This window comes from Paenibacillus mesotrionivorans (genome assembly GCF_046098205.1).
GTDB classification, from domain to species: domain Bacteria; phylum Bacillota; class Bacilli; order Paenibacillales; family NBRC-103111; genus Paenibacillus_AR; species Paenibacillus_AR mesotrionivorans.
This window is the reverse complement of the sequence record NZ_JBJURJ010000006.1, coordinates 37,493-63,957: the sequence shown is the minus strand read 5'-3', so window position 1 is coordinate 63,957 and position 26,465 is coordinate 37,493. Positions and strand designations below refer to the sequence as shown.

Genomic DNA, 26,465 nt, shown 5'->3' with positions numbered 1-26,465 from the left:
TAACATAAAGCGTATGGGTTTTGGGGATTGCCATAATTGAAGAAGTTCAAGCCAGGGGTCACTGCGGGAGAGGAAAGCTCTTTCCTTGCAGTACCCCTATCGATTTCAAAGAGGGTGATGGGCAGTGGATGCGTTTTACCGTCCTACGTGGGTGGAGATTTCGCTGGACGCGCTGCGGCATAATCTGCGCGCTTTCCGGGCCGCTCTTCCCGCAGAGATGAGAATCATGGCTGTGGTTAAGGCGGATGCGTACGGGCACGGCGCCGTACAGATTGCCAAGGAATGTATTGCCGAGGGTGCATCCTATCTGGCGGTGGCGTTTATGGATGAGGCGCTGGAGCTGCGGCGGGCAGGCATTGAATCGCCGGTTCTGGTATTGGGGTATACACCGGCGGAGGCAGTGCCTTTGGCCGTTAAATACAGAATTACGATTAATGTATACAGCATGGATGTGCTGGAGGCCCTGGAGAAGCGTGGACCAGAGGAGCCCTCCGTGAAAATCCACATTAAAGTGGATTCGGGCATGGGGCGGCTGGGGCTGAACCGGACGGAGGATGCTATTGCCTTTATTGAGCGTGCTCTGGCGCTGCCGGGTGTTGAGGTCGAGGGGCTGTTCACCCATTACGCCTGCGCGGACGAGGCCGATAAAGCCTACACCCGGGAGCAGTTCAGCAAGTTTGAACGGGTAGCCGGACATTTCCGGGAGAAAGGAATCTCCTTCCCTTATGTCCATGCGGGCAACACGGCAACCGCCATTGATACCCCGGAAATCAGCTATAATATGGTTCGTTTGGGCATCGGCATGTATGGGCTGTACCCTTCCGATGAAGTGGATATGGAGCGGGTGAAGCTGCGTCCGGTGATGTCTCTCAAAACCAGGATCGTGATGCTGAAAAGTATGGAGGAAGGGGCGGGGGTCAGCTATGGCGCCTTGTACCATGCCTCCGAAGGCGAGGAGATCGCCACCCTTGCGGTGGGTTATGCGGACGGATTTTCCCGGATGCTGACGGGTAAGGCTCATGCCTTGGTCCGGGGCAAGCGGGTTCCGGTAGTAGGGCGGGTCTGTATGGACCAATGTATGATCAGCCTGCGGGGCGTAACAGGTGCAGAAATCGGCGATGAAGTGGTGCTGTTCGGTGAGCAGGACGGTCTGGTTTTGCCGGCGGAGGAGCTGGCAGAGAAGCTGGGTACCGTGAATTACGAGATTGTGTGTATGATCTCCCACCGGGTGCCACGCGTGTACACGGAAGAAGGCGTTGTGAAGAACACGGTGAATCCGCTGCAGCATCAGTTTAGTTAGCACTGGAGCGGCAGGTTTTGTTCCTGAGCCAGCTCGGAATTTCCATGGGGAAACTTTCCTGAGGATTTTTGTGCCAAAATGCAAAGGATTTTCCCGGTTGCCGCCGAAATATATAAAGTAAGGATTATATCGGAAACGATAGCTCGACCATATAACATACCTGATATACGCCGGACATATATTAGCGTATGGCGTTTTAGGCAGGATAAGCCTGCGCCAGCGTGGGTATGTTGTATAATTTGCCTTTATTTGTATCATAATGGGGAAGTCAGGGCGGGTAGCTTTTGGAGGTGCGAGGAAGTGTCCAACGTGAATACGAAACGGATCATGATCAGTTTGCCGGATCAGCTTCTGCAGGAGGTAGACGGGATTGTGGAACAGGAAAATTCCAATCGAAGCGAGCTGATCCGTCAGGCGATGAAGCTGTACCTGACAGAGCGCCGGAAGCGCCAGCTCCGGGATTCCATGCAGCGCGGCTACATGGAGATGGCGAAGATTAACCTGAACATTGCTTCAGAGTCTTTCCATGCGGAAGAGGATGCAGGTACAACGGTGGATCGTTTGGTTAGCGGGGTGTAGCGCTTGATTGTGAAACGAGGCGATGTGTTTTTTGCAGATCTGTCCCCGGTGGTTGGCTCGGAGCAAGGAGGGGTACGGCCGGTGCTGGTCATTCAGAACGACATTGGCAACCGGTTCAGCCCAACAGTGATCATAGCGGCGATTACCGCCCAGATTCAAAAAGCGAAACTGCCCACACATGTGGAGATTGATGCGGAAACCCATGGCTTCGACAGAGACTCGGTCATTTTGCTGGAGCAGATACGCACCATCGACAAGCAGCGCCTGACAGACAAGATCACGCATCTGGATGAGGACACCATGCGCAAGGTAGACGATGCCCTGCAGATCAGTTTGGGCCTTATTGACTTTTAGCGGCGCAACAGTAAAGCGAGGGGGAGCCCTCGTTTTTTTGTGCAGATTTTGGTTGGAAAAGGTTGGAGTGGGCTTTGGAATTGGGGGAATGGATTCGGGGGCTCCCCCAAAAGTAATCGGAATAAGCTTCGAAGGGTAGCGTCACTTTTGGGGATTACATAGGAGAGGTGGAAGGGACAGATGGCGAAGGAGACCAAAGAGAAGGTTGGCAATACCGGGTTGGAGCAGGCGGAGGGTGTGTCTGTAGCGGAGCTGACTCCTGAGGAGAAGGCGCGGGCGGAGGAGCGGATCCTCCGTCAGATTGCGACGGAGCTAAAACTGCCGACCGGCAAGGTGAAAACCACGGTGGGCCTGCTGGATGAGGGGAATACGATTCCGTTTATCGCCCGGTACCGCAAGGAAATGACCGGAGAGCTGGATGAGAATCAGCTGCGGGATATCGAGGAGCGGCTGCAATATATCCGCGGCCTGGAGGAGCGCAAGCGCGAGGTGCTGCGGCTGATCGCCGAGCAGGGCAAGCTGACGGACGAGCTGCGCGCTGCGGTGGAGGCCTCCGCCAAGCTGCAGGAGGTGGAGGATCTGTACCGCCCCTACCGGCAAAAGCGCAAGACCCGGGCCAGCGTTGCCCGCGAGAAGGGGCTGGAGCCCCTGGCCGCCTGGCTGTGGTCCCAGCCCCGCACGGGAGCGGCTATGGTGGAGGCGGCCCGGTATGTGGACGAATCCAAAGGGGTGGAGTCTGCGGAGGCAGCTTTGGCCGGCGCCATGGATATTCTGGCGGAGACTATCGCCGATGACGCCAAGCTGCGGGCCTGGCTGCGCCGGTTCACCCACGATAACGGCGTCATTGCTACGGAGGCCAAGGATAAAACCGCGGAATCCGTATATGAAATGTACTATGAATATTCCGAGCCGGTTCGCCGCCTGCCCCCTCACCGGATTCTGGCCATTAACCGCGGCGAGCGGGAGGATGTCCTCAAGGTTAAGCTGGAGGTGGCTCCTGAGAAAATTCACGACTATATGGCCCGCCAATTCCTGAAGCGGGAATCCGCTGTCCGTGAAGTGCTGCTGGCAGTGATTGAGGATGCCTACAAGCGCCTTTTGGCTCCGTCCATTGAGCGGGAGGTAAGGGGAGAGCTGACGGAGAAGGCGGAGGAGCAGGCCATTAAGATTTTCGGCGGCAATCTGCGCAGCCTTCTGCTGCAGCCACCGGTGAAGGGCAAGCGGGTGCTTGGCGTGGACCCGGCCTACCGCACCGGCTGCAAGCTGGCGGCTGTGGACGATACCGGCAAGCTGCTGGAGATTGCCGTGACCTACCCAACCCCGCCCAACAATAAGGTGGCGGAGGCGAAGGCAGTGTTCCGGCGTCTCATCACCGAGCATCGGCTGGAGCTTATCGTGATCGGCAACGGCACCGCCTCCCGGGAGACGGAGCAGTTCGTCAGCTCCCTCATCGGCGAGCTGAAGCTGCCGTCGCTGGCGTACTGCATCGTCAGCGAAGCCGGTGCCAGCGTGTACTCCGCCTCCAAGCTGGCCCAGGAGGAGTTTCCGGAGCTGGACGTGGCGGAACGCAGCGCCATTTCCATCGCCCGGCGGATGCAGGACCCGCTGGCGGAGCTGGTGAAGATTGAGCCGAAGGCCATCGGTGTAGGGCAATACCAGCACGACGTGCAGCAGAAGCGGCTCAGCGAAAGCCTAAACGGCGTAGTGGAATCCGCGGTAAACCATGTGGGTGTGGATCTGAATACGGCCTCGCCATCGCTCCTCTCGTATGTGGCGGGAGTTAACGGCACGACGGCCAAGAATATCGTCAAGTACCGGGAGGAAAACGGCAAGTTCCACAGCCGCAAGGAGCTGCAGAAGGTACCGCGGCTGGGGGCTAAAACCTTCGAGCAGTGCGTAGGCTTCATGCGCGTCAGCGGCGGGGAAATGCCTCTGGACAATACGCCGATCCATCCAGAGTCCTACACTGTTGTGGACCGCCTGTTCCGCGAGCTGTCCATTCCCCTCAACCGCATCGGCACGGAGGAGCTGAAGGCCTCGCTCCAGGCGGTAGATCCTAACGCCATGGCGGACAAGCTTCAGGTAGGTGTGCCTACCCTGAAGGATATTCTCGACAGCCTCCAGCGCCCGGGCCGTGACCCCCGGGAGGAGCTGCCGCCGCCGGTGCTGCGGACGGATGTGCTGAAGATCGAGGATCTTTCGCCGGGGATGGAGCTTCAGGGAACGGTCCGCAATGTGATCGACTTCGGCGCTTTTGTAGACATTGGGATTAAGAATGATGGCCTTGTTCACATCAGCCAATTGAGCGACAGCTACGTGAAGCATCCCATGGATGTAGTCTCGGTAGGCGATGTGGTGACGGTTTGGGTACTGGGTGTGGATTTGAAGAAGGGCAAGGTCAGTCTGACCATGAAACAGCCCTAAGAGGTGGAGCGCCGGGTTGCCGGTCCGCCGTGAGCGGCCGGTACAGTGCTCATCTAGATGGGCGGAGGAGTGAGAGGGATGTCGCCTTTTTCCATTTACTTGTTATCATTAGCGCTTGGCATCTGGGCGGTTACCATCGGCAAAAAGCAAATCAAGGTCTGGATTGTGCCGGTCTTGGGCTGGACCGTGCTGGCCATAGATATTTTGGTGCCCGTGATCAGCTTTGCGGCAGGATTTGTCGATGGGATGAAAGCGGCGGGATAAGTATTCCCCTTCATATGCCCGAACGCACTGGAATCAGTCAGGGCATTCCTTCCTTCGACACAACAAAACCCGTCAGGTGCTCCTGGCGGGTTTTGCTTTGACAAATACGTATAAATGGGAAGCGGCCAAAGAATGAATCCTCACCGGCTATCGCCCGACTTGTTCCGGTAAAAAAACCAGCAGTCGTTCAGCATCTGGATCTGTCTGCGGTTTTTGCTCTGGAAAGCGCGTAGTAATTGATTGCTAAGCCATTGCGGCATGCCGCCAGCCCCTTTCAGTCTATGGCATGATGTACTTTACCATATGGGGCAAACGCCTGCGGTGTGCCTGTACCTACGCGTTCTCTTCGTACCATTGCTCAAGCTGAGCCTGCAGCGCACGGATTTCGGTCAGCAGGGATACCAGCGGATAAGTGGTTTCCCGGATGGAGGCGAAGGCCTGCTCCAGCTGGTTGATATACTCCAGTCCGTTCAGGAGAGGATAATCCGGCTCCACAAGCTCCAGATTATCGCATTCGGCAATGAGGCGGGGCAGCTCCGGCAGGTTGTCTGCGGTAAGCTTGACGATTTCCTTGTGCAGCCGGCGGTTTAAGGCGGTCAGCTGGTACATGTGGCTTTCGGGCATTTGCACAAACTCCAGGCGTTCCCCGAGCTTGAGAACACCGTAGGACTGTTTCTCCATTTCCATCATTTTCCCTCGCTTCTAATGGCAGCATAATATGGTTCAAGGAATAAACTTCTGCCATGTTTTCATACTTGACAGTGTATATCCTGCTGGTCTTAAATTCAAGAAGGAGAATGTAACCCGGTAAGGGGGAGGATGCCTGATGACAAACGAAGAGCTGCAAGAATGGGTAGAGCAGGTCTCCCTTGCGTGTTTCCGGATTCCCTTCCGGCACAAGGCGACCTTTAATTCCAGGCTGCGGACCACAGGGGGGCGGTATTTTACCAAATCCCATCATATTGAGATCAGCCGCAAACATCTGGAGTGCTTCGGCACGGAGGAAATGGAGAAGATCATCAAACACGAGCTGTGCCACTACCATCTCCACCTGGCCAAAGGCGGCTACCGGCACCGGGATGCCGATTTCAAGAAGCTGCTGGCGATGGTGGGGGGCGCCCGTTACTGCAAACCTCTGCCCGGCGACAAGAAGGTGCAGCCTCACCGCTACCGGCTTGTCTGCGTCAATTGCCGGATGGAATATTTGCGCAAGCGGCGCGTGGACCCGCGCCGTTATGCCTGCGGCAGATGCAGAGGCAAGCTGGAGATGACGGTTCTGGCCGATACAGCGGCACCGTCCTGCGCGCCATGCTAACCGGGTCGGTTTTGCTGGTTGTAAGAGGGCTGGTACAGGCTCCTTTTTCATCCGCTTGACTTCTGCCCGGACTTCACGCTAAAATTGAAATTGTCCAACAATTATGGAGAGATACCCAAGTGGCTATAAGGGGACCCTCTGCTAAGGGGTTAGACTGCGTTAGCGGTGCGAGGGTTCGAATCCCTCTCTCTCCGTATGGTACCAAGAAACCGGTTGCTTCGTGCAGCAGGTTTCTTTTTTGCATTTTCGGAGGCAGCAGCGCTTTTCAGAGGGGTGTCGGGAGGGCGGATGGGGCCAATGGGGAGGTAGTCAGGCGGCAGTAGGACGGAAGTACGAGCGTAGGTCATAAGGGTAGCCGGATGGCGGAAGTACGGGCGTAGGTCATAAGGTAGCGGGATGGCGAAAGAACGAGCATAGGTCATAAGGTAACGGGTTGGCGGAAGAACGAGCGTATTCGGGAGCTGTAACGGAACTCACTGACTCTTAGAAGCCGAAAACGGGCATTATGCAAAACTAACGGAACTGAGACGCCCTTAGACAGAAAAAAAGCCCCTCTGGAGGCTGCCAACGGCTTCTAAGCGCGTCTGAGTTCCGTTACAGTTGGCTGAGTTCCCAAAAAGGCCTCTAAGCGCTCTTAAGTTCCGTTAGAATCACCTGGCCCCTCCAAAAAGGCCTCTAAGCGCTCTTAAGTTCCGTTAGAGCAGCCGAGCTCCCCACAAGGCGTCTAAGCGCCGCATAGTTCCGGTACAGCCCCCCGTTACCGTGGCCCACAGCCCAGTCGCGCCCACCGTAACTACAGAAGCGCCGCAACTCCGCGATGTGCAGCTGCCCGATTGCAAGGTTTGCCTTTACATCCACTTCCGGCGTTTGAAAAACCAATACAGCCCCACGGACACCGCCACCATCAGCACCCACACATACAGGTAGCCATAGGACCAATCCAGCTCCGGTATAATGCGGAAGTTCATGCCGTACAGCCCGACGATGAAGGTTAACGGCAGGAAGAAGCAGCTGATCACCGTCAGGGTTTTCATAATTTCATTCATCCGGTCCGACTTCATCGCCATCTGCAGCTCCAAAAGCCCCGACAACGACTCCCGGAACAGATCGATGGAATCCACCACCCGCGAGATATGATCGTACACATCAAAAAAATAAACGTCCTTGTCCTGGCTGATATACGGCAGCTCCTGGTGGGTCAAGGCGCCGATAATGGTTTTCTCGTCCACGAATACCTTGCGCAGCCGATGCAGCCGCCGCTTATGCCGGAAAATCTCATGGGTCACCTGCACGAAGGGATTCCGGTACACCTGGCGCTCCAACTGCTCCACCTGATCCTCGTAATGGTTCACCGCCTCGCTGTATTCATCCACGCAGCGGTCCACAATCCGGTACAGCACCTCGCTGGAGTGGTCCATCATCCCTTCCTTATGCATAAGCTCCGTCTCCAGCTCATCCAGAAACGGGATATGGGACTGGGAGATGGTCACCACATAATTTTTGCCCACCACAATCCCGGTTTCCTGCAGCTTGAGGCTGGAGCGCTCCACCGCAAACAGCGTCAGAAACATATTCTGCTTGTAGCGGTCCAGCTTGGGACGTTGGTTCAGCTTGATGGCATCCTCCACCAGCAGCGGGTGGCAGCCGTACATCTCCTCCAGCACCTGCGTAACCTTCTCCGGCTCCGACTGCTTCAAGCGGACCCAAACCACCTCATGCTCAAGAGGCACACGGATTTCCTGCTCCTGTGCGGTTTTTCCGGTGCGGCTGTCATAGACCAGCATGTCCTCATCATCTCCTGTACAGGCTCATTGCTCCATCCAGCATAGCATAATTCGCCAGGGTTTGCGGATAAATGCGGCAGTAGAGGAAACGATAAGCATGGAAGAGGTGAGAAGCGGATGCGTTATTTCACATTCAAGGGCCGAAAGCGCAAGGCTTCCGGCACCCAAGAGTCTCCTCCTGGAGCGGCGCCCCAAAAAGCGGCCAAGTCAACAGCCAAACAAACGCCCAACTCGGCATCCAAATCAGGACCGAAGCCAAAGCCGACACAGATCGGCAAGTGGGAAGCCGCCATCGTGGCCATGAAGGGTATGTTTAGGGACTGCTCAGATGTAGTTTATCATGAAATCCTGTTTTCCCATGGCGTAAAAGGCTGTGTGATCTTCATTGACGGCATTGTGAAGACGGAGGAAATCGGCAATCACGCCCTGCTGCCGCTATTGGGCCTGGAGGACGTGCCGACGCAGCCGGCGGAGCTGGAGCGGCAAGCCTTGATGGTGCCACAGACCTCCCGGTGCGCCACCTATGAGGAAGCGGCGGAGGCGGTGCTCTCCGGGAATGCCGTACTGTTCGTCCAGAACCGGGAGGAGGCCATCATTCTCCATATCCGCGGCGGAAACAGACGGGGGGTGGAGGAGCCTCAGACAGAGTCCGTTATCCGCGGCCCGCGGGAGGGGTTTGTGGAGAATCTGCGGACCAATACCGCCTTGCTCCGGTTCAAGATCAAGTCCGCCAAGCTGAAGATGAAAACCATGGTGATCGGCGAACAAACCAAAACCACTGTAGTGCTGAGCTACATGGAGGGAATCATTGATCCGAAGCTGGTGGAGGAGGCCATGAAGCGCCTGTCGGAGATCCGCATCGACGGCATTCTGGAGTCCGGTTATATTGAAGAAATGATTGAGGACCAGCCGTTATCCCCGTTTCCCCAGCTGCAATATACGGAACGTCCGGATGCGGCCTCGGCGGCTCTCTTGGAGGGCAGATTCGCCATTTTTGTGGACGGGACTCCTTTTGTGCTCATCGGGCCCGTCACCTTCTGGCAGTTCATGCAGGCCAGCGAGGATTATTACGAGCGGTATATTATCGGCAACCTGATCCGGTGGCTGCGGATATTTTTCAGCGCCGTGGCGCTGTATTTGCCTGCACTCTACGTGGCGGTGACAACCTACCATCAGGACATGCTGCCTACCAACCTGCTTTTATCCATTGCTGCCGCACGGGAAACCATCCCCTTTCCGGCCATCGTGGAGGCCTTGATTATGGAGGTGGCCTTCGAGGCTCTCCGGGAGGCCGGCATCCGGTTGCCCCGCACCGTCGGGCAGGCGGTCAGTATTCTCGGCGCCTTGGTAATCGGGCAGGCCGCCGTACAAGCGGGGATTGTCTCCGCCCCGATGGTCATCGTGGTTTCGTTGACAGGGATTGCATCCTTCACCATCCCCCGGTTCAACATGGCCATCTCCGTCCGGATGCTGCGGTTTCCGCTGATGATCCTGGCAGGGGTCTTCGGATTATTTGGCATCATCATCGGCACAGTGCTGATTGCCGTTCATCTGTGCTCGCTCCGCTCCTTCGGCGTACCCTATTTGAGCGGTATTGCCCCTTACGACCCCAAGGAGCAAAAGGATATTCTGGTTCGGGCGCCCTGGTGGAAAATGGATTCCCGCCCGGGCACCTTTTCCCCGCTTAACCGCCGGAGACTGGGCCAAGCAGGTTCATCCGCAAAAAAGAGGGGAGGCGGTACACCGTGAAGCACCCCATGTGGAAGGTGGCAGCCTGCGGACTGCTCTGCCTGTGTCTGACCGGCTGCTGGGACAGGCGGGAGGTCAATGATGTGGCCATCGTATCCGCCATGGCAGTGGATAAGGCCAGTGACAACAAAATCCGGCTGGCTATCCAGTTTCCCTTGGCCGGACAGCTTGGGGGTCCTGGCGGGGGCGGCGGCGGCACCTCGGGGGGGAAATCCTGGTACGTGGATTCAGCTGTTGGCATTTCCCTGAAGGAGGCCAGCGACCGCCTTCAGAAATCCCTCTCCCGCCAGCAGTATTATGCCCACCGCCGGGTCATTATCCTGGGAGAAGCCTTGGCCCGTGAAGGAATTTCCCCTCACCTGGACATTGCCTTCCGGTCTGCACAGAACCGCCTGACGGCTCTTGTGGTGCTGGCCAAGGGCAATGCAGTGGATGTATTGAACTCCGATGCCTCTTTGGAGCAGCAGCCGGGAGAGATGGTCCGGGAATTGACCGTCAATTCCATGAAGAACCCCAGAACAGTCAAGCATATGGTGGAGGCGCTGGTAAACGACGGAGTGGATGTCTCAACGCCGTATTACATTTCGGACAAAACAGCCATCGGGGACAAGGGCGAAACCAAGCAGCGGATCACCCTGGAGGGAATGGCGGTTTTCCGGGACGATAAGCTGGCCGGCTTCCTGAAGGGAGAGCAAGCCCAGGGGATCCTGTGGGCCATGAATCAGGTCAGAAGACCGGGAATATCGGTATCCCCTCCGGATTCGGACCAATTCATTTCCATCCAGTTTACGGAGACCTCAGCCAAGCTGAAACCCGAAATAGAGGGGGATAAGATCCGCATGAAGGTAATTCTCCGGGCCATCGGACATGTGTATGAGAATCAGACCGGCTACCATGCCCGGGGAGATAACCTGGAGCAGCTTACCCAGATCGTCAGCGACAAGCTGAAAAGCAACGTGGAAAAAAGCATCAAGATGACCCAGGAATACCGCTCCGATCCCTGTGGATTTGGCGACGCCATTTTTCAGAAGAGCCCGTCGGCTTGGAGAAAGGTTAAGGATAACTGGCGGGAGGTTTACAGCGGCATGGAGATTCAGGTGGAGCCCCATGTAAACCTCGAGCATACGGGCACAATTCTGGAGCCGGCCGCCCGGAATAAGGAGGGAACGAACTAGTGGGTTCAATTGCACAAACCCTCGTTATGATCGGCATCGTGTATCTGCTGGAGCGCAAGAAATTAAAGCAAACCAACGCCATGACCCGCTGGGCGGCAGTGGCCCTGCTTCTGATCAGCGGGCTGGTCTGGCTGGCGTTGCTGCAGAATATCAACATTCCCCGGCCGTATAACTGGCTGGAGGCCGTTCTGGGCAATTGGGTGCCTGTATCCTGACGCAAGCGAGAAAGGAGAATGTGAATGGAGGTCATTTCCAACAGACAGGCCAAGCTGCTGGGCATTATGCTGGCAATGGACGGCATGCTGGTCAGCCTGCCCAACAAAGTGTTCAAGCTGGCGGCGCGGGATGCCTGGTTGGCATACCTGCTTGCCTTCCCGGTGGTCCTCATTCTGCTGTGGATGCTGACCAAAACCACCGCCCGGTTCCCCGGCAAAAACCTGTTTCAGATTATGGTGCTCCGCCGTCCGGTGATCGGACGGATTCTGGCGCTGCCGATGCTGCTTTTTATTTTCCTGGTGATTCTGCGGGATGTCCGGACGCTCTCGGAATTTGTGAACATTGAGCTGCTGGCCTATACGCCGGTGCCGGTCATCAGCGGGCTCATCGTGCTGGCCATCGTGGTGACGGTGAACAGCCGCTTCGAGGTTGTAGCCCGGATGATTGAGATATGGCTGCCGCTGACGCTGGCCTTTATTGCGCTTATCCCGGTGCTGCTGTACCCCGAATTTGAAATCCGCCATACGCTGCCCATGCTGGAAAAAGGCTTTGGTCCTGTGCTTCAGGGCAGCTGGTATACCATTGCGGCCATGGGCCAGATCCTGGTTTTGCCCTTCCTGCTTCCCTCCGAGCAGTTCGGGCTGCGGGACGGGCTGTACAGCCTGGTTATCACCTCGGTGATGATGCAGTGGCTGAACCTCTGCGCACTATTGTCCATGGGCAGTGTCATCGCCTCCAAGTTGCAGTACCCGTTTCACGAGATGGTGCGGCTGATCCGGGTCACGGACTTTCTCGACCGGTTTGAGCTGCCCTTGGATATGATCTACATTCCCCTGATGATTACCAAAATGGCCTTTTTCCTGTACGCCTTCATGTTTGGAATGGAGCGTATAGTGCCGGCGCTGCATATGGACAAGCTGCTGTTGTCCTTCGGTGCCTGCTGCTTCACCTTTTCCTTCTGGTTTTTCCGCAACGCCTCGCAGCTGTTCAACTTTAACCGGACCTTGTCCGTTTTGGCATTGATGCTGGAGGTTATATTGACTGGCTTGCTCTTTGTTCTGCTCCGGCCTAAGCAGCAGTCCCCTCCCAAGAGCAGTGCCCCCGGCAAAACATAAATTTCCGCTGCTCGCAGGTATAGACGTTTCTATTTCTGTCCATCCTGTTAGTAGATTGATAGAGTGGATGAACGGGAGGCGGAAGGAATGGGAAGCATACAGGTGCTTTGCAAAATGGCGCTGGCCGGGTTGGCCGCATTGGGGCTCTGGGGTGCCGGTCTTCTGCCCGCAATGGCCGGCAATAGCGGAAACCAGCAGGCATTCTCTATTGAACCGGTCATCGCCTTCGCCTCCAGGAGTATGGCTGAGGAATATACGATATCCATCCAATGGTATGGACATATGGATGATGCCCAGAGCGCCGGCCTGAAGGAGCTGCTCCAGCACGGCTTCCTGTTGGAGGAATCCGCAGCGGATATGGTCAGCCTCTCTTCCGGCGGGGAAGCAAGCCGCCTCCGGGGAAGCTGGAGCAAGCTGTCCGGCAGCCACACGGGTGAAGCTTTTCTCCGGCTGGAAGCGGACGGGACAGAGGCCCGTGCACTTGCCGAAGCGGGCAGCCGGATCGACGGGTGGCTCCGGGAAGCTGGTGCTGCCGGAGACTGGTCCGTGAAGGCGGCAGGCGTATGGAACGGCGATGCTGCCCAACATCCGGAGGATGCGGTGAGCGGGCTGGCCCGGACGCTGCTTGCGGCGGAGGAGCTTGAGACTTACAAGGATCAGGGAATCGTGAATGCCCTGTACAAGACGGAGCTTATCGGCTTCAAGGCGGAGGGAACGGAGGCCGGTTTTCAGACCGCGCTCCACCGCAATTCCGAAACGGGAGCCTGGAATCTGGCTGTGGGAGCCCCTATGCTGACAGGTGAATTTTAGAAGCGGAGGATACGCAATGAGCAAACAGACGGGAGTATGGGCCGCAGCAGCGCTGCTGTTATTCGCGGCCGTTTCCTGCACGAACCACGTGAAGTCCAGAGAGGTTAGCGCAGACGTAGGCACCAAAAGGGTAGTGGAGCTCATTGGCACAAACGGCGCCAAGGTAGGCCAAGCAGAGCTGACGGAGATGTCCAGGGGCGTCCACATCAAGGTGGAGGCCTTCAATCTTGTTCCCGGCAAACACGGATTTCATATCCATGAATCGGGCAAATGTGAGCCTCCCGGCTTTGAAAGCGCCGGCGGTCATTTTAACCCTATGAACAAGCAGCACGGGTTCGATAACCCCAACGGCCCCCACGCCGGAGACCTGCCCAATTTATTCGTGGGTACGGACGGAACGGTAACAGCCGAGATGGTCGCCAAGTATGTGACGCTGTCGGAGGGGCAACCCAATTCCCTGATCCGGCCAGGCGGGACGTCTCTGGTCATCCATGAGAATGCCGATGATTACAAGACGGACCCGGCGGGCAATTCCGGCGGGCGCATCGCCTGCGGGCGGATCCAATAATACGTGGAAAAAAGCAGTAACCGGTGCAGAAGGCTGCAGCCGGTTTTTTGCCATGTACAAAAAGTTTATTCCAAAATGGAATAAAGTCAGGTATAATGAGGTAGACAACTAGGTTTGTTCCATGCAGGAGGAGAAGCATAATGAAATTATTCCCGGTCATTGATTGGCCGTTATTGGGTCGTTTATTTTGGTCGTTTTTTAAGATGGGGCCGGTGACCTTCGGGGGCGGCTACGCCATGATCCCCGTATTCCATCAGGAGGTTGTGGAGAAAAGAGGGTGGCTGGAGGAGGAAGAGGTGACGGACCTATTCGCCATCGCCCAATCCACTCCCGGTGCAGTGGGTGTGAACGCCTCCACCTTTGTGGGCTACCGCATTGCCGGCTTGCCCGGCGCCATCGCCGCATTGTTTGGGGTGCTTTTGCCCACGTTTCTAATTGTGCTGGTGCTGAGCGTGTCCTTTTTGGCTGTCCGGGACCAGCCCAAAATCAAAGCCGCCTTCCTGGGCATCCGCCCCGCGGTAGTGGCCCTGATCGTGTACGCGGGCATCCGGGTGGGCCGTACGGCTATCCGGGATGCCGCCACCCTGGTGACGGCTATAGGGGTGCTGGTGTTACTCATCGTCACCGGCATCAATCCGGTCTTCGCCCTGTTAATGGGCATGGCCTTCGGGCTGGCGGTGGTGCCTCTGCGCCTGCGCTGGACGGGAACCGACGTGCTGGCGGGCAAACCCGGGAAGACGAAGGGTTATGCGGAGGACTATTTCTTCGGAGACGGGATTTAAATTCGGCATCAGGAGGACAGCATCATGGAGCTATGGGCATTATTTCAAACCTTCTTTATTATCGGTCTGCTTTCCTTCGGCGGCGGCTACGCGATGATTCCCGTTATCGCCCATCAGGTGGAAGCACATAAATGGATGACAAATTCGGATTTTACGGATATCATTGCGGTAGCGGGCATGTCCCCGGGGCCCATCGGCACCAACAGTGCCATTTTTGTGGGATACCGGGTGGAAGGGCTGTTGGGAGCGGTTGCGGCAACAGCCGGGATGACGCTGCCGTCCTTTCTAATCATTATTGCAGTGGCGGCATTTTTTGCCAAAATGAACGAAAACCGCTATGTCCAGGCGGCCTTCTACGGACTGCGTCCGGCGGTGACGGGACTGATTCTTTACGGTGCGGTGCGTTTTGCCGATTCCAACGGGATGATCGGGTCGGGCTTTGATATGCAGACGATTGTGGCTTTCGTCATATTCGCCGGCTCCCTTGTTGCGCTATTGTACTATAAGATTCACCCGCTCCGGCTCATTATAGTGGCGGGGCTGGTGGGAATGGCGGTTTACGGATAAGAGTTTGTTTACGAAAATGCTCTGTACGACGCAGGATAAAGGAGTCGTGTTTAATGCAGGCAGTGGAGCAACGGATTGCGGTGCGCAAATCCAAGGATGTGTATAGTCTGATCCGGCAGCAGGACACGGTGGCCAAGCAGGAGCTTTTGGAGCAAAGCGGCTTGGCCCCCAGCACCTTAAACCGGATTCTGGAGGAGCTGACGGAGAAGGGGCTGCTGCAGGAGGTTGGCTTCGGTGAATCCACGGGCGGCCGGCGGCCGATTCTTTATTGCGTTAATCCCCAGTATGCGTATGCGTTTGGTCTAGAAATATCCCGGACCCGGTCCATGCTGGTGCTGACGGATCTGCGGCAGAATATTGTGGGCTCCACCGTGTGGAGAATGTCCGAAGCCGTCACACCGGATATGCTGCTGCATGAGGTTGCGGCATCGGCCCAATATATGCTGGAGGTGCGGGGCATCCCCCAAAGCCAGGTGCTGGGGTTGGGGATCGGGGCCGTTGGCCCGCTTGATCCGGCCAAAGGCTTGATTCTGGACCCCCTCTACTTCAAAGCGCCGGGTTGGCGGGATGTGCCGGTGAAGGAACGGCTGGAGCAGGCATTGGGTGTTCCGGTTTATCTGGATAACGGGGCCAATGCGGCTTTGACCGGGGAATATTGGGCGGCCTCCTTCAAAAAAAGGCATCTGCTTTATGTCCACGTGGGAGCGGGGATCCGGACCTCCATGATGACCGGAGGGGCCATCGTGTATGGTGCGGTAGATATGGAGGGGGCGGCGGGGCAGATGATTATCCAGGCTGAGGGAATCCCCCACCGGGAAGAAGCGGGCAACAGGGGGGCCTTGGAGTCTTATGTGTCCATCCATGCTCTGGAACGGGAATGGAATGCCCTCGGTCGGACCGGAGGCTTCGTGGAGCTCGCCTCTGCGCTGGAGGCGGAGGATGAGGCGGCGGTTGGCCTGCTCCGCCAGGCTGGCATCCGTATGGGTATCGGACTGGCCAATCTGCTGAATATCCTCCACCCGGAGAAGGTGATTCTGGGCGGACCCGTTGCCAATTTGCATCCCGCTTTTTTTGAGACAGCGGTGGAAAGTGCACTCCAGGGGGTTTATTACCGGCACAGCTACCAGGCGGAATTCAGCCGCGGCGAATTAGGAGAGGCGGCGATTGCAGTAGGGGCCGCTGTTCTGGTGATGAACCGGCTTACGGTTTGATGGAATCTGACGGATTTGACGGAACCCCTGTCCTTCACACAACACTGTATGTGCGCATACGATGGATGGAGGGCGGAAAAAAGCTTCTGTTCTTCCCGTTAAGGGCAGTGCGGAAGCCTTTTTTCGTCTGCGGGACCAGTGGCCACTAGAAAGGTCTCTGGGGGCGGAAAGGGGCTGTAGCGATATGGCAATCACCACGAATGAGCTGATCACCCGGGTAGCGGCGGTATCCAAGGAGCTGTATGCAGCGGGCTCGCGGATTTTCCCTTCGGTCCGGCTGGCACAGGCCATGCTGGAGACAGGGGGGCGTGTCCCCTCCTGGAACAATCTGTTCGGCATCAAGGTGGGCTCCGGAGTGCCCAATGCTTATTGGGACGGCCGGTTTGTGAATCGGACAACCCGTGAGGTATTAAACGGCCAGGTGTACGAAAATGTATCGGCCCAGTGGCGCTATTATGACACTCTGGAGGACAGCATCCGGGATCACGAGCTGTTTCTGCAAGCGCCGCGGTACGCTTCCGTGCGGGCGGCGCGCACGCCTCTGGAGCAATGCCAGGCGCTGTATGACTCCGGCTATGCCACCGATGCTCCCGCAGAGGTGGACGGGGATCCGTCCTACTGGGAGAAATTATGGGGCATTATCCAGACCCGGGGGTTCACCAGCTTTGATACCGCTGCGGCCGCGCTGCGCAACGAGCTGCTGGGGCGGTTTGGCGCATTGGAGCTTGAGCTGGGAAGGCTGGACATCCGGACGGAGCAGCTGGAGACTACCGGCCGTTTGCCTGTGGTACCGGAATGGGCAAGGGTAGCCGTGAATACCGCCGTTGCCCAAGGGGTTATCGATACTCCGGAGGGGGGCTCCATGGACTTCTACCGGATGCTCACGGTACTGCACCGCCGCCAGCTTTGATCTGGCTCTTGGAGTGCGGTGTCTCCGGACCCGAAGCAAGGGTTTGGTCCGGAGGCTCCTCATTCCAATAAATCCTATGTCCGTCTTGTTTTCGGGGAATCGCAAACTATGTTACAATAGGTCAAATCCCCTATGGAAAGGCGGAATTGTTGACCATGCTGAAGATTGGCTCGCATGTTTCCTTTTCGGACAAAGGGTTGCTGAACGCAGCCAAAGAGGCGGTCTCTTACGGCTCCAATACCTTCATGATTTATACCGGAGCTCCCCATAACACCCGGCGCAAGCCCATCGAGAACCAGTTTCTCAACGAAGGCCGTGAGGTGATGGACAAGCACGGAATGGACGAGATTGTGGTCCATGCCCCTTACATTGTCAACCTCGGCTCCTTTAAGGAGGATACCTACGAGCTGGCTGTGCGTTTCCTGCAGGAGGAGATGCGGCGGACGGATTATCTGGGTGTGAAGAATATTGTGCTCCACCCCGGCGCTTACACGGAGATGGACGCTGCGTACGGGCTGACCCGGATTGCCCAGGGGTTAACCGAGGTGCTGAAGGGAACGGCAGATACCGGCGTGAGCATTGCTCTGGAGACCATGGCCGGCAAAGGCACGGAGATGGGCAGGACCTTCGAGGAGCTGGCGCTTCTCATCGACAACGTGGAGAACAACGACAGGCTAACCATCTGTATGGATACCTGCCATATCCACGATGCCGGTTATGATATTGTCCACGAATTCGACCATGTCCTGGAGCAGTTCGACAAAACCGTCGGATTGGACAGGCTGGCCGTGATCCACCTGAACGACAGCAAGAATCCCCGCGGTGCGGCCAAGGACCGCCATGCTCCCATCGGAGCCGGTCATATCGGCTTCAAGGCTATGCAGGCTATCGTCCATCACGAGAAATTGGGGCATCTGCCTTTTATCCTGGAGACCCCCTGGATCGGCAAAACCGACGGTAAGGAACGGCCTATGTACGAGGTGGAAATTGCCCTTCTGCGCGGGAATGTAATGGATCGCTTCGGAGCGGAGTTTGTTGAAGATGTGGAGCGGATCGGCCATTTCTTCGGCCAGGAGGGTGTCCATCACCGGGACTATATTCTGTCGGTGTGGCATGAGCTGAAGAATGACCCCAAGGCCAAAAAAGCGGACAAGCGGGAGCCCATGGAACGGCTGTACGACCGCCTGGAGGAAGCCGCTCTGTTTCCGGAGCTGACGGAGGAAGAGATTAACCAACGGCTCACCGCCTGGCTCTCCGGCGCGGATTTGCGCGCAATGACGAATGCATAAGTGAAGCAAGTGTGAATGGGTATAAACAAGCAAGGTTAACGGGAAACGAGGAGGCACACAAGCGTCATGAATCGATTGGCTTCAACCACGGGCAATAAGGAAGTGAAGAAGGACCGGGCCTGTATGCTCATATCCTGTCCGGACCAGCCGGGGATCGTTGCGGCGGTATCCCGGTTCCTGCATGAGCACGGGGCGAACATCGTCCAATCCGACCAATATACCATGGACCCGGACGGCGGCATGTTTTTTATCCGGATCGAATTCGATCTGCTGGAGCTGGACAGAAGGCTGGACACCTTGATTATGGACTTCTCCGAGGTGGTGGCCCACAAGTTCAACATGAACTGGCGGATTACCCCGGAGAACCGCAAAAAACGGCTGGCGATCTTTGTTTCCAAGGAAGACCACTGCCTTCTGGAGCTGCTCTGGCAATGGCAGGCCGGGGACCTGAACGCGGATATTGCGCTGGTGGTGAGCAACCATCCGGATATGCGTGAGCTGGTGGAGTCCATGGGCATTCCTTATCATGTGGTGCCCGTGACGGCGGAAACCAAGCAGCAGGCGGAGGAGGAGCAGATGCGGCTGGTGGCGGAGGCCCAGGCGGACTGTGTCGTGCTGGCACGCTACATGCAGATTATTTCGCCTGCCTTCATCAAGCATTACAAGGGCCGGATCATCAACATCCACCATTCCTTCCTGCCTGCGTTTGTAGGCGGCAAGCCGTATGCCCAGGCGTACAACCGGGGTGTGAAAATTATCGGGGCCACGGCCCACTACGTCACCGAGGAGCTGGACGGCGGGCCGATTATCGAGCAGGATGTGCAGCGGGTCAGCCACCGGGATGACGTGAACGACCTGAAGCGCATCGGACGCCACATCGAACGGATCGTATTGGCCCGTGCCGTGTCCTGGCATGTGGAGGACCGGATTCTGGTGCACGAGAACAAGACGGTGGTGTTCTAAAAAGTAGTGTAACAAGGCAGAACGGCATGGCAAGACAGCACGGCAGAATGGCAAGGCGGAACGCCAAGACAGCGTGGCAAGATAGCGAGGCAAGGCAGTGCAGCAAGGTAGCATGGCAAGGCAGCGTGGTGTGGCCAGCCAGTGTGGCAACGTGACGGCGGGCGGGGAGTGCTTAGGCGCTTCTCCGCCTCTTTTGGCTGTGTGGAAGGGGAACCGATGGCTGTGTGGAAGGGTACTGACAGAGGGGGAGCTGGAACGCAAGGCTATGGGCGGATCTATAGGAAAATGCTGCACCCGTATGTGTACCCGCATGTTGCTGCCAACGATGACCGCTAGGTGATGAAATATGTACTAAAATGAAGCACCTATAGCTGTACCCGGCATTTTCGCCTCTGACGATGACGGGACAGGCCATGGGGATTCTAACGAATCTCAGCGGCGTTATTTCACCAATTTGGCCCTTTTCCTCTTTATTAACGAATCTGAGGAATCTTATTTTGGCAAAAGGAAGCTGAATGAGGCGGCGGCGCAAGCAATAGCGTGGCCCAGATTCGTTACATTTCCAAACACGCTGATTTTCGGGAAATAAGCGCTGTGAGATTCGTTAGCGCGCAGACCGGATTTAGCCGGAACTCCGTAAGCCGAATACGTTGGTTCCGGTAGTGCAACTGATCGCTCCCGGGATCGGCTACCTCAACAAGCGCTTCCGGTTCCGCTATCTCAAACGGACTCAGGAGCCGTTATCTGCCCAGAAAACAGTGTTTTTTCCTCGGAACGGACACGGGGGCTCTTATTGGGCAGAAAAGGGTCTCGCTGACGGCATTCCAGGGGAAATAGCGTACCGTGTGTCCGCGAAATGTGGCCAAGCTTGCTTTTTGACAAAATAACGGATCCTCAGTCCGGGTGAACGGCCCTTTAAGAGATTTTGTCGAATCAGACCCTTTAACTAAAATAATTGGTAGGGTCCAATTATCATTTCTCCTAGCGTTTCCCGTACGGGAATGTTAGAATGAAATCAATAGTGCCGGGAAAATTCCCGGAGACTTCCCAAAGGAGGAAAGATCGAATGACAGCAAGCTTTACGACAACCGATCAGCTGGCGGTTAACACCATCCGGATGCTGGCGGTGGATGCCATCGAGAAATCCAAATCCGGCCATCCCGGTATGCCCATGGGGGCGGCTCCTATGGCCTATACCCTGTGGACCCGGCATATGAATGTCAATCCTTCCAACCCGTCCTGGTTCAACCGGGACCGCTTTGTCCTGTCCGCAGGACATGGCTCGATGCTGCTGTATGCTCTGCTGCACCTGGCAGGCTATGGTCTGACCATCGACGACCTCAAGCAGTTCCGCCAATGGGGCAGCCTGACTCCGGGTCACCCGGAATTCGGCCACACTGCTGGCGTAGACGCCACCACAGGCCCGCTGGGCCAAGGGGTTGCCATGGCAGTGGGCATGGCAATGGCGGAAGCGCATCTCGGCGCTACATATAACAAGGACAGCTTCCCGGTGGTGGACCATTACACCTACGCCATCTGCGGCGACGGTGACCTGATGGAGGGTGTATCCTCCGAAGCAGCTTCCCTTGCGGGCCATCTGAAGCTGGGCAAGCTGATTGTCCTGTACGATTCCAATGACATCTCCCTGGACGGCGAACTGGGCCTGTCCTTCTCCGAAAATGCCCATGCCCGCTTCGAAAGCTACGGCTGGCAGGTCATCCGTGTGGAAAATGAGAATGACCTGGTTGCGATTTCGGCAGCCATCGAGCAAGCCAAGGCGGAAACAAGCCGTCCGACCCTGATTGAAGTGAAGACCACCATCGGCTTCGGCAGCCCCAACAAGGGCGGCAAGGGCGGACATGTCGGTCCCCATGGTTCTCCGCTGGGCACTGAAGAAGCCAAGCTGACCAAGGAAGCCCTAGGCTGGCCTTTGGAGCCTGAATTCTATGTTCCGGAAGAGGTACAAGCCTATTTTGCTGAGGTGAAGGCTTCCGGTGAAACCAAAAACGCGGAATGGGACGCCCTGGTGGACAAGTATGCGGCAGCGTTCCCGGATCTGGCCCGCCAGTTCAAGCAAGCCCTTGCCGGCGAGCTTCCTGAAGGCTGGGACAAGGATATTCCGGTGCTCACCTCCGCCGAGAAGGCTGTGGCCACCCGTGCCAGCTCCGGCCAGGCACTGAACGCCATTGCGCCTAACCTGCCGACGCTGATCGGCGGCTCTGCCGACCTGGAGTCCTCCACCAATACCCATCTGAAGGGTATCGACCAGTTCACCCCGGCCAATTATGCCGGCCGCAACGTATACTTCGGCGTCCGTGAATTCGCCATGGCTGCGGCTACCAACGGCATGATGCTGCATGGCGGCGTCCGCGCTTACTGCGGCACCTTCTTCGTTTTCTCGGATTATCTGCGCCCGGCTGTCCGTCTGGCCGCGCTGATGAAAACACCGTCTGTGTATGTGCTTACCCATGACTCCATTGCTGTTGGCGAAGACGGGCCTACCCACGAGCCTATCGAACAGCTGCCGGCGCTGCGGATTATTCCCGGCATGACCGTGCTGCGTCCTGCCGATGCCAACGAAACCATGGAAGCCTGGCGGTATGCCATCGAGAACAAGGAAGGTCCGGTGGCTCTGATTCTCACCCGTCAAAACCTGCCTGTGCTGGAGAAGACCGCCGAGCTGGCCCGCGACAACGTGCGCCGCGGCGCTTATGTGGTCTCCGACGCCGCAAACGGCAAGCCCCAGGCGCAAATCATCGCCACCGGCTCCGAAGTCAGTCTGGCTGTGGAAGCCCAGAAGAAGCTGGCTGAGGAAGGTGTGCAGGTTCGCGTCATCAGTATGCCGAGCTGGGAGCTGTTCGAGAAGCAGCCGCAGGATTACAAGGATTCCGTCCTGCTGCCCGATGTGAAGGCTCGTCTGGCTGTGGAAATGGCCTATCCTCTGGGATGGGAGCGTTATGTGGGAGACCAAGGCGCTATTCTTGGGATCAGCATATTCGGCGCTTCCGCACCGGGACCGAAGGTGCTGGCGGAATACGGCTTTACGCCGGATAACGTAGTAGCCAAGGTAAAGGCTCTTTTGAAATAAAATGGGGAAGGGGCGCCCGGCGCCGCCCCTGACAGATCATAGGGAGAAGGTAGACAGATGGCTCAGTTCGACAATGTATCCGTGGTGAAGAAAGCGAATATTTATTTTGACGGAAAGGTAAGCAGCCGGACGGTCCTGTTTGCCGACGGAACCAAAAAGACCCTGGGCATCATGCTGCCGGGGGATTATGAGTTTGGCACAGATACCGTTGAAATTATGGAGATTCTGGCCGGCGAGCTGAAGGTACTGCTTCCGGAAGCCACAGAATGGCTTGAAATCAACGGCTCCGGGGAGTTTACCGTTCCCGCGAATACACGCTTCAAGCTCGAGGTCAAAACACCTACCGACTACTGCTGCTCCTACATCTAGAATACTTCTCCTGAACCCAAAACCTCCCGGCGCCTGGCTGTACGCAGGCATCGGGAGGTTTTTTTGGCTATTGGCAGAGCGCCTTACAGCAGCAGCGGAACGATCCAGGGGGCGGTGCACAGGGTGAAGAAGGCGGTGAGAATCATCGCCACAGTGGAGACGGAGCCGGAGGCGGAGCTCAGCTCGAAGGCCTTGCTGGTGCCGACGGCGTGGGCGCTGGTGCCCAGCAGAACCCCATGAGATACATCGTTCTTAAAGCGGAAGAACCGGATGACCACCGGTCCCAGCACCATACCCAGAACCCCTGTAGCCAGCACGAATACGGCCGTGATGGCGGGAATGCCGCCGATAAGCCCCGAAACCACTACGGCGATGGGGGTGGTGGCGGAGCGGGGGGCGATGCTGTCGATAATCGCTAGGTCCAGGTGCAGCATTTTGGCGGCCCAGGCAGTGCTCACAATGGCTACGGTAGACCCGGTAAGCACACTAATCAGAATAGACAGGGCGTGCTTCTTCATCACATGGCGGTTCTTGTATAAGGGAACGGCCAGCGCCACGGTGGCGGGACCGATCATATTGCTTATGTAGCGGGTGCCCTCATGGTACGTATTGTAGGGGATATCCGCGAAGGCCAGCACCACGATTACCAGAAGCGGGGTGAGGATAACCGGGGTGTAGAGCACCCGCTTATGGGATTTATAAAAGGTCTTGGTGCCGAAGTAGACCAGCACGGTTAAGATAAAGCAGCTAATTCCCAGAATCACGACTGTCGCTTCCCTTCATGGGTCGACAGCTTCTCGGCAATCAAACCCGTTATGACCATGACACACAGAATGCTGAACACAATAACTAATGCGATTCGCAGGCCATTTTGCAGCATCAAATCTTTGTATTCTACAATGCCTACAACCGGAGGGATGAAAAACAGCAGCATCTCGGCCAACAGCCATTTGGAGCCCAGGTCCACCCATTCCAGCTTGATCACCTTAAAATGTAATAGCGCAAACAGCAGCACAATTCCTACAATGCTTCCCGGAACCGGCAGATGAAGCGCGGACGTGACGGCATTGATCAGCATGGAATACAGAATGAAGCAAACCACCTGGCCGAACCCCCGTAATAATGGCTTCATGAAGAATCCCTCCTTTTGAAAGTGTACATCATGTTCTTTCATTGGTAAAATGAATGAATCGAATGATTTCCATTCCATTTAGCTATAGTTGGAGGACACCTATGGATATCCGTCATATGCAGTATGTATTGGAGCTTGCCCGCAGCGGAAGCTTTACCCGGGCGGCCCAGACGCTTCATATTACCCAGCCTACCCTGAGCAAGGCCATCAAGAGCCTCGAAGAGGAGCTGGGTGTGGAGCTGTTCAAGCGCGACGGCAAACGTATCGAGCTGACGGACGCGGGCAGAGCTATCACCGGACAGGCTCATAATATCACTGAGGCCTTCCATAATCTCACCCTGGAGCTGGAGGATCTCACCAATCTGAACAAGGGTGTGATCCGGATCGGCATTCCTCCAATGGCAGGCTCCAGCTTTTTTCCTCAGGTGCTGAGGCAGTTCCGTCAAAAATATCCCGGTCTGGTGATTCAAATGGTGGAAGACGGGGCAAAGAAGCTAGAGACCAAAGTGGCGGAGGGCAAGCTGGATGTGGGCGTGGTCCTGCTGCCCGTGGATGGGGAGCGGTTTGATTCCTTCACGGTGGTCAAGGAGCGGTTGAAGGTGATTGTGCATACGGGCCATCCCCTGGCAGATAGCGGCACAGTGCCGCTGCGGAAGCTGGCGGAGGAGCCGTTTATTCTGTTCAAGGAGGAGTTTGCGCTCCACGACCGGATTATTGCGGAATGCCACAGAGTCGGCTTCCGTCCCAATGTCCAGTATGAAAGCTCCCAGTGGGATTTTATCTATGAGCTGGCGGCGGCGGGGCTGGGGGTGGCGATGCTGCCGGAGACCATCTGCCGCTCTCTGGACAAAAGTAGAGTGGCGGTGTTGGATTTGGTGGAGCCGCAAATTCCGTGGCATCTGGGGATGATCTGGGGCAAAAAGAGCTACCTGCCTCTAGCCGCCCGAGAGTGGGTGCGGTTTACTGGGGGGATATTTAACTCCCAAAGGTGAAGAGAAGTGCTGAAGCATATTCCGAATACTTTTGGGGGAGCCCCCAAAACAAAAAGCCCGGGAAGCCCCGGGCTTGCGTGTAGCGCAGGCTGCGGGGCAGCTCCCGCTTTAGCCTTCGTGCCGCTTGATATATTGCTCCAGCTTGATCCGGGTGTACGGCGGCAATCCCGACAGCATACAGCCGTAGCGAAATTCCCCTTCTCGCGAATCGATGCGGATGATCTTGCCGGTGATCGGGGGCAGATCGGCTTCCTTGGGGAAGTGGATCACCACGAACATGTCCTGGGCCAGCGGGAAGGCCGAGCTGATTTGCAGTCCGCTTTCCGACAGGTCGTGGAGGATTCCTTCGATGTTCTGTCCCGAAAAGCTGCCCTCCTGCTCCCATTGGTACACGGACAGATGCAGCTTGATGCCTAGGCTGATCCGGTTGGCACCGCGGCGCTCCTTGTCTGCCGGCGCTGTCCTTTCGCCCGAGGGGGTAATGGTGAGCTTCATCCAGTCCTCGTAGCATTGGATCACGGAGGAGAGGTCCTGATCCCCTAATCCCTTGGCCAGGCCCATCTGAAAAATGGACGTAGCCGCATGGAGCAGAGGCGCAGGAAGCTGGAAGCCTGCCGTCAGCTTTTGGGCCAGCAGCAGATCCTTCAGCATCAGGGCCGTGGAGAACTGGTTGGAGAAGTCCCGCTGGATGATCTTGTTGCCCTTCAGCTCCGCCTGCCGGCTGTTGGCACCGCCTGCGGTTACAATCTCCAGGAACTTCTCCGGGGAAAGCCCCGCTTTGGCGGCAATGGAGAAACCCTCCATCAAGCCGATAGCGTTGATACCCACGATGGTATTGTGGGCCAGCTTGGCATAGGAGCCGGAGCCGCTGTCGCCCATGTACAGGCACTTGCTGCCCAGCACCTCGAACAGGTCCAGATTCTCCTCGTAGACGGCTTCCTCGCCGCCCACCATAAAGACCAGCGTGCCGCTCTCTGCGGCGGGTTTGCTGCCTGTTACAGGCGCATCCAGGAAGAAGGCCTGCTGTGCCTTCAGCTCCTCTGCGATCCTCTGGCTGGTGGCGGGAGATACGGTGCTGCAGTCAATCACGGTAAGGCCCGGACGGGAGCCCTCGAGAATACCCCCCGGCCCGTACACCACCTCCAGCAAAGCATCATCATTGCTCACATTGGTAAAAATCACATCCGCCTGGCGGGCAGCCTCAGCCGGAGTGGCCGCTTCCAACGCGCCAAGCGCTTTCAATTGCTCCCGCTTGGCAGCCGTGCGGTTATAACCGTATACCGTATATCCGCTTTTGAGCAGATTGACAGCCATGGGCATTCCCATGGTGCCAAGTCCGATAAAACCGATGGTTTTCATCCAAGTCACCTCTTGTCCTTATCTTACCATGCGCCCGGAAGTATGTGAAAGACCTTACTTGCAATTCGGGCATTGAATAAGTATTCTTATCATAGACACCAGATATATGCAGGTAAACCTTCCCCCAAAAGTGAAAATGCTCTGAAGCAA

27 protein-coding genes and 1 tRNA gene are annotated in these 26,465 nt (G+C 56.8%); 22 read left to right on the top strand and 6 right to left on the bottom strand.

What is annotated here, in order from left to right; translation table 11 throughout:
* Positions 1-124: 124 nt before the first annotated feature.
* The 5 genes from alr to ACI1P1_RS10265 all read left to right on the top strand — a co-directional run bounded on the left by alr (position 125) and on the right by ACI1P1_RS10265 (position 4,921).
* On the top strand, positions 125-1,300 hold the full coding sequence (alr, locus tag ACI1P1_RS10285) for an alanine racemase (RefSeq protein ID WP_416216294.1): 1,176 nt from the start codon (positions 125-127) through the stop codon (positions 1,298-1,300).
* 300 nt (positions 1,301-1,600) lie between these two features.
* Positions 1,601-1,879, top strand: a complete 279-nt coding sequence (locus ACI1P1_RS10280) for a CopG family ribbon-helix-helix protein (RefSeq protein ID WP_113022860.1) — start codon at positions 1,601-1,603, stop codon at positions 1,877-1,879.
* A gap of 3 nt (positions 1,880-1,882) precedes the next feature.
* Entirely contained in the window at positions 1,883-2,233 is a 351-nt protein-coding gene (locus ACI1P1_RS10275) for a type II toxin-antitoxin system PemK/MazF family toxin (RefSeq protein ID WP_113022859.1), read from the top strand.
* A 180-nt stretch (positions 2,234-2,413) separates the two neighbouring features.
* On the top strand, positions 2,414-4,657 hold the full coding sequence (locus ACI1P1_RS10270) for a Tex family protein (RefSeq protein ID WP_416216293.1): 2,244 nt from the start codon (positions 2,414-2,416) through the stop codon (positions 4,655-4,657).
* A 78-nt stretch (positions 4,658-4,735) separates the two neighbouring features.
* Positions 4,736-4,921 (top strand): hypothetical protein, encoded by a 186-nt coding sequence (locus tag ACI1P1_RS10265; protein WP_416216292.1) that lies wholly within the window; start codon positions 4,736-4,738, stop codon positions 4,919-4,921.
* A gap of 140 nt (positions 4,922-5,061) precedes the next feature.
* On the opposite strand, the gene cmpA is transcribed toward ACI1P1_RS10265, so the two are convergent.
* On the bottom strand, positions 5,062-5,181 hold the full coding sequence (gene cmpA, locus ACI1P1_RS10260; RefSeq protein ID WP_416216291.1) for a cortex morphogenetic protein CmpA: 120 nt from the start codon (positions 5,179-5,181) through the stop codon (positions 5,062-5,064).
* Positions 5,182-5,254: 73 nt separating this feature from the next.
* Positions 5,255-5,602 (bottom strand): hydrolase/acyltransferase, encoded by a 348-nt coding sequence (locus ACI1P1_RS10255; RefSeq protein ID WP_416216555.1) that lies wholly within the window; start codon positions 5,600-5,602, stop codon positions 5,255-5,257.
* Between the two features lie 145 nt (positions 5,603-5,747).
* Here ACI1P1_RS10255 and ACI1P1_RS10250 point away from each other — a divergent pair, with 145 nt between their 5' ends.
* Both ACI1P1_RS10250 and ACI1P1_RS10245 read left to right on the top strand, forming a co-directional pair.
* On the top strand, positions 5,748-6,236 hold the full coding sequence (locus ACI1P1_RS10250; protein WP_416216290.1) for a SprT family protein: 489 nt from the start codon (positions 5,748-5,750) through the stop codon (positions 6,234-6,236).
* Positions 6,237-6,341: 105 nt separating this feature from the next.
* Positions 6,342-6,430, top strand: a tRNA-Ser gene (locus ACI1P1_RS10245).
* Between the two features lie 654 nt (positions 6,431-7,084).
* On the opposite strand, the gene corA is transcribed toward ACI1P1_RS10245, so the two are convergent.
* Positions 7,085-8,020, bottom strand: a complete 936-nt coding sequence (gene corA / locus ACI1P1_RS10240; RefSeq protein ID WP_416216289.1) for a magnesium/cobalt transporter CorA — start codon at positions 8,018-8,020, stop codon at positions 7,085-7,087.
* A gap of 117 nt (positions 8,021-8,137) precedes the next feature.
* On the opposite strand from corA, the gene ACI1P1_RS10235 reads away from it, so the two are divergent.
* From ACI1P1_RS10235 to ppnP, 14 genes are all read left to right on the top strand, one after another.
* Complete coding sequence (locus ACI1P1_RS10235; RefSeq protein ID WP_416216288.1) at positions 8,138-9,769, top strand: spore germination protein; 1,632 nt, start codon at positions 8,138-8,140, stop codon at positions 9,767-9,769.
* Positions 9,766-10,944, top strand: a complete 1,179-nt coding sequence (locus tag ACI1P1_RS10230; protein ID WP_416216287.1) for a Ger(x)C family spore germination protein — start codon at positions 9,766-9,768, stop codon at positions 10,942-10,944. Before ACI1P1_RS10235 ends, ACI1P1_RS10230 begins: the two co-directional genes overlap by 4 nt.
* Positions 10,944-11,159, top strand: coding sequence for a hypothetical protein (locus ACI1P1_RS10225; RefSeq protein WP_416216286.1), 216 nt, complete (start codon positions 10,944-10,946; stop codon positions 11,157-11,159). Before ACI1P1_RS10230 ends, ACI1P1_RS10225 begins: the two co-directional genes overlap by 1 nt.
* A gap of 24 nt (positions 11,160-11,183) precedes the next feature.
* Positions 11,184-12,275, top strand: a complete 1,092-nt coding sequence (locus tag ACI1P1_RS10220; protein WP_416216285.1) for a GerAB/ArcD/ProY family transporter — start codon at positions 11,184-11,186, stop codon at positions 12,273-12,275.
* 87 nt (positions 12,276-12,362) lie between these two features.
* Complete coding sequence (locus ACI1P1_RS10215) at positions 12,363-13,085, top strand: hypothetical protein (protein ID WP_416216284.1); 723 nt, start codon at positions 12,363-12,365, stop codon at positions 13,083-13,085.
* Positions 13,086-13,101: 16 nt separating this feature from the next.
* Positions 13,102-13,653, top strand: a complete 552-nt coding sequence (locus ACI1P1_RS10210; protein ID WP_416216283.1) for a superoxide dismutase family protein — start codon at positions 13,102-13,104, stop codon at positions 13,651-13,653.
* 140 nt (positions 13,654-13,793) lie between these two features.
* Entirely contained in the window at positions 13,794-14,435 is a 642-nt protein-coding gene (locus tag ACI1P1_RS10205; RefSeq protein WP_416216282.1) for a chromate transporter, read from the top strand.
* Positions 14,436-14,459: 24 nt separating this feature from the next.
* Entirely contained in the window at positions 14,460-15,002 is a 543-nt protein-coding gene (locus ACI1P1_RS10200) for a chromate transporter (RefSeq protein WP_416216281.1), read from the top strand.
* 53 nt (positions 15,003-15,055) lie between these two features.
* Entirely contained in the window at positions 15,056-16,213 is a 1,158-nt protein-coding gene (locus ACI1P1_RS10195) for an ROK family protein (protein WP_416216280.1), read from the top strand.
* A 184-nt stretch (positions 16,214-16,397) separates the two neighbouring features.
* Positions 16,398-17,123, top strand: coding sequence for a glycoside hydrolase family 73 protein (locus ACI1P1_RS10190; protein WP_416216279.1), 726 nt, complete (start codon positions 16,398-16,400; stop codon positions 17,121-17,123).
* 155 nt (positions 17,124-17,278) lie between these two features.
* On the top strand, positions 17,279-18,412 hold the full coding sequence (locus tag ACI1P1_RS10185) for a deoxyribonuclease IV (RefSeq protein WP_416216278.1): 1,134 nt from the start codon (positions 17,279-17,281) through the stop codon (positions 18,410-18,412).
* 66 nt (positions 18,413-18,478) lie between these two features.
* Positions 18,479-19,375, top strand: coding sequence for a formyltetrahydrofolate deformylase (purU, locus tag ACI1P1_RS10180; RefSeq protein ID WP_416216277.1), 897 nt, complete (start codon positions 18,479-18,481; stop codon positions 19,373-19,375).
* Positions 19,376-20,441: 1,066 nt separating this feature from the next.
* Positions 20,442-22,463 (top strand): transketolase, encoded by a 2,022-nt coding sequence (tkt, locus tag ACI1P1_RS10175; protein ID WP_416216276.1) that lies wholly within the window; start codon positions 20,442-20,444, stop codon positions 22,461-22,463.
* A 57-nt stretch (positions 22,464-22,520) separates the two neighbouring features.
* Positions 22,521-22,832: a pyrimidine/purine nucleoside phosphorylase gene (gene ppnP / locus ACI1P1_RS10170; RefSeq protein ID WP_416216275.1), complete on the top strand. Its 312-nt coding sequence runs from the start codon at positions 22,521-22,523 to the stop codon at positions 22,830-22,832.
* Positions 22,833-22,915: 83 nt separating this feature from the next.
* On the opposite strand, the gene ACI1P1_RS10165 is transcribed toward ppnP, so the two are convergent.
* Both ACI1P1_RS10165 and ACI1P1_RS10160 read right to left on the bottom strand, forming a co-directional pair.
* Positions 22,916-23,596, bottom strand: coding sequence for an LrgB family protein (locus ACI1P1_RS10165; RefSeq protein WP_416216274.1), 681 nt, complete (start codon positions 23,594-23,596; stop codon positions 22,916-22,918).
* The gene (locus ACI1P1_RS10160) at positions 23,593-23,964 is read right to left on the bottom strand and encodes a CidA/LrgA family protein (protein ID WP_416216273.1); all 372 of its coding nucleotides are present in this window, start codon (positions 23,962-23,964) and stop codon (positions 23,593-23,595) included. The genes ACI1P1_RS10165 and ACI1P1_RS10160 overlap by 4 nt, the downstream gene beginning before the upstream one ends.
* Before the next feature lie 101 nt (positions 23,965-24,065).
* On the opposite strand from ACI1P1_RS10160, the gene ACI1P1_RS10155 reads away from it, so the two are divergent.
* Positions 24,066-24,956, top strand: coding sequence for a LysR family transcriptional regulator (locus ACI1P1_RS10155; protein WP_416216272.1), 891 nt, complete (start codon positions 24,066-24,068; stop codon positions 24,954-24,956).
* A gap of 108 nt (positions 24,957-25,064) precedes the next feature.
* On the opposite strand, the gene ACI1P1_RS10150 is transcribed toward ACI1P1_RS10155, so the two are convergent.
* Complete coding sequence (locus ACI1P1_RS10150) at positions 25,065-26,315, bottom strand: NAD(P)-binding domain-containing protein (RefSeq protein WP_416216271.1); 1,251 nt, start codon at positions 26,313-26,315, stop codon at positions 25,065-25,067.
* Positions 26,316-26,465 lie beyond the last annotated feature (150 nt).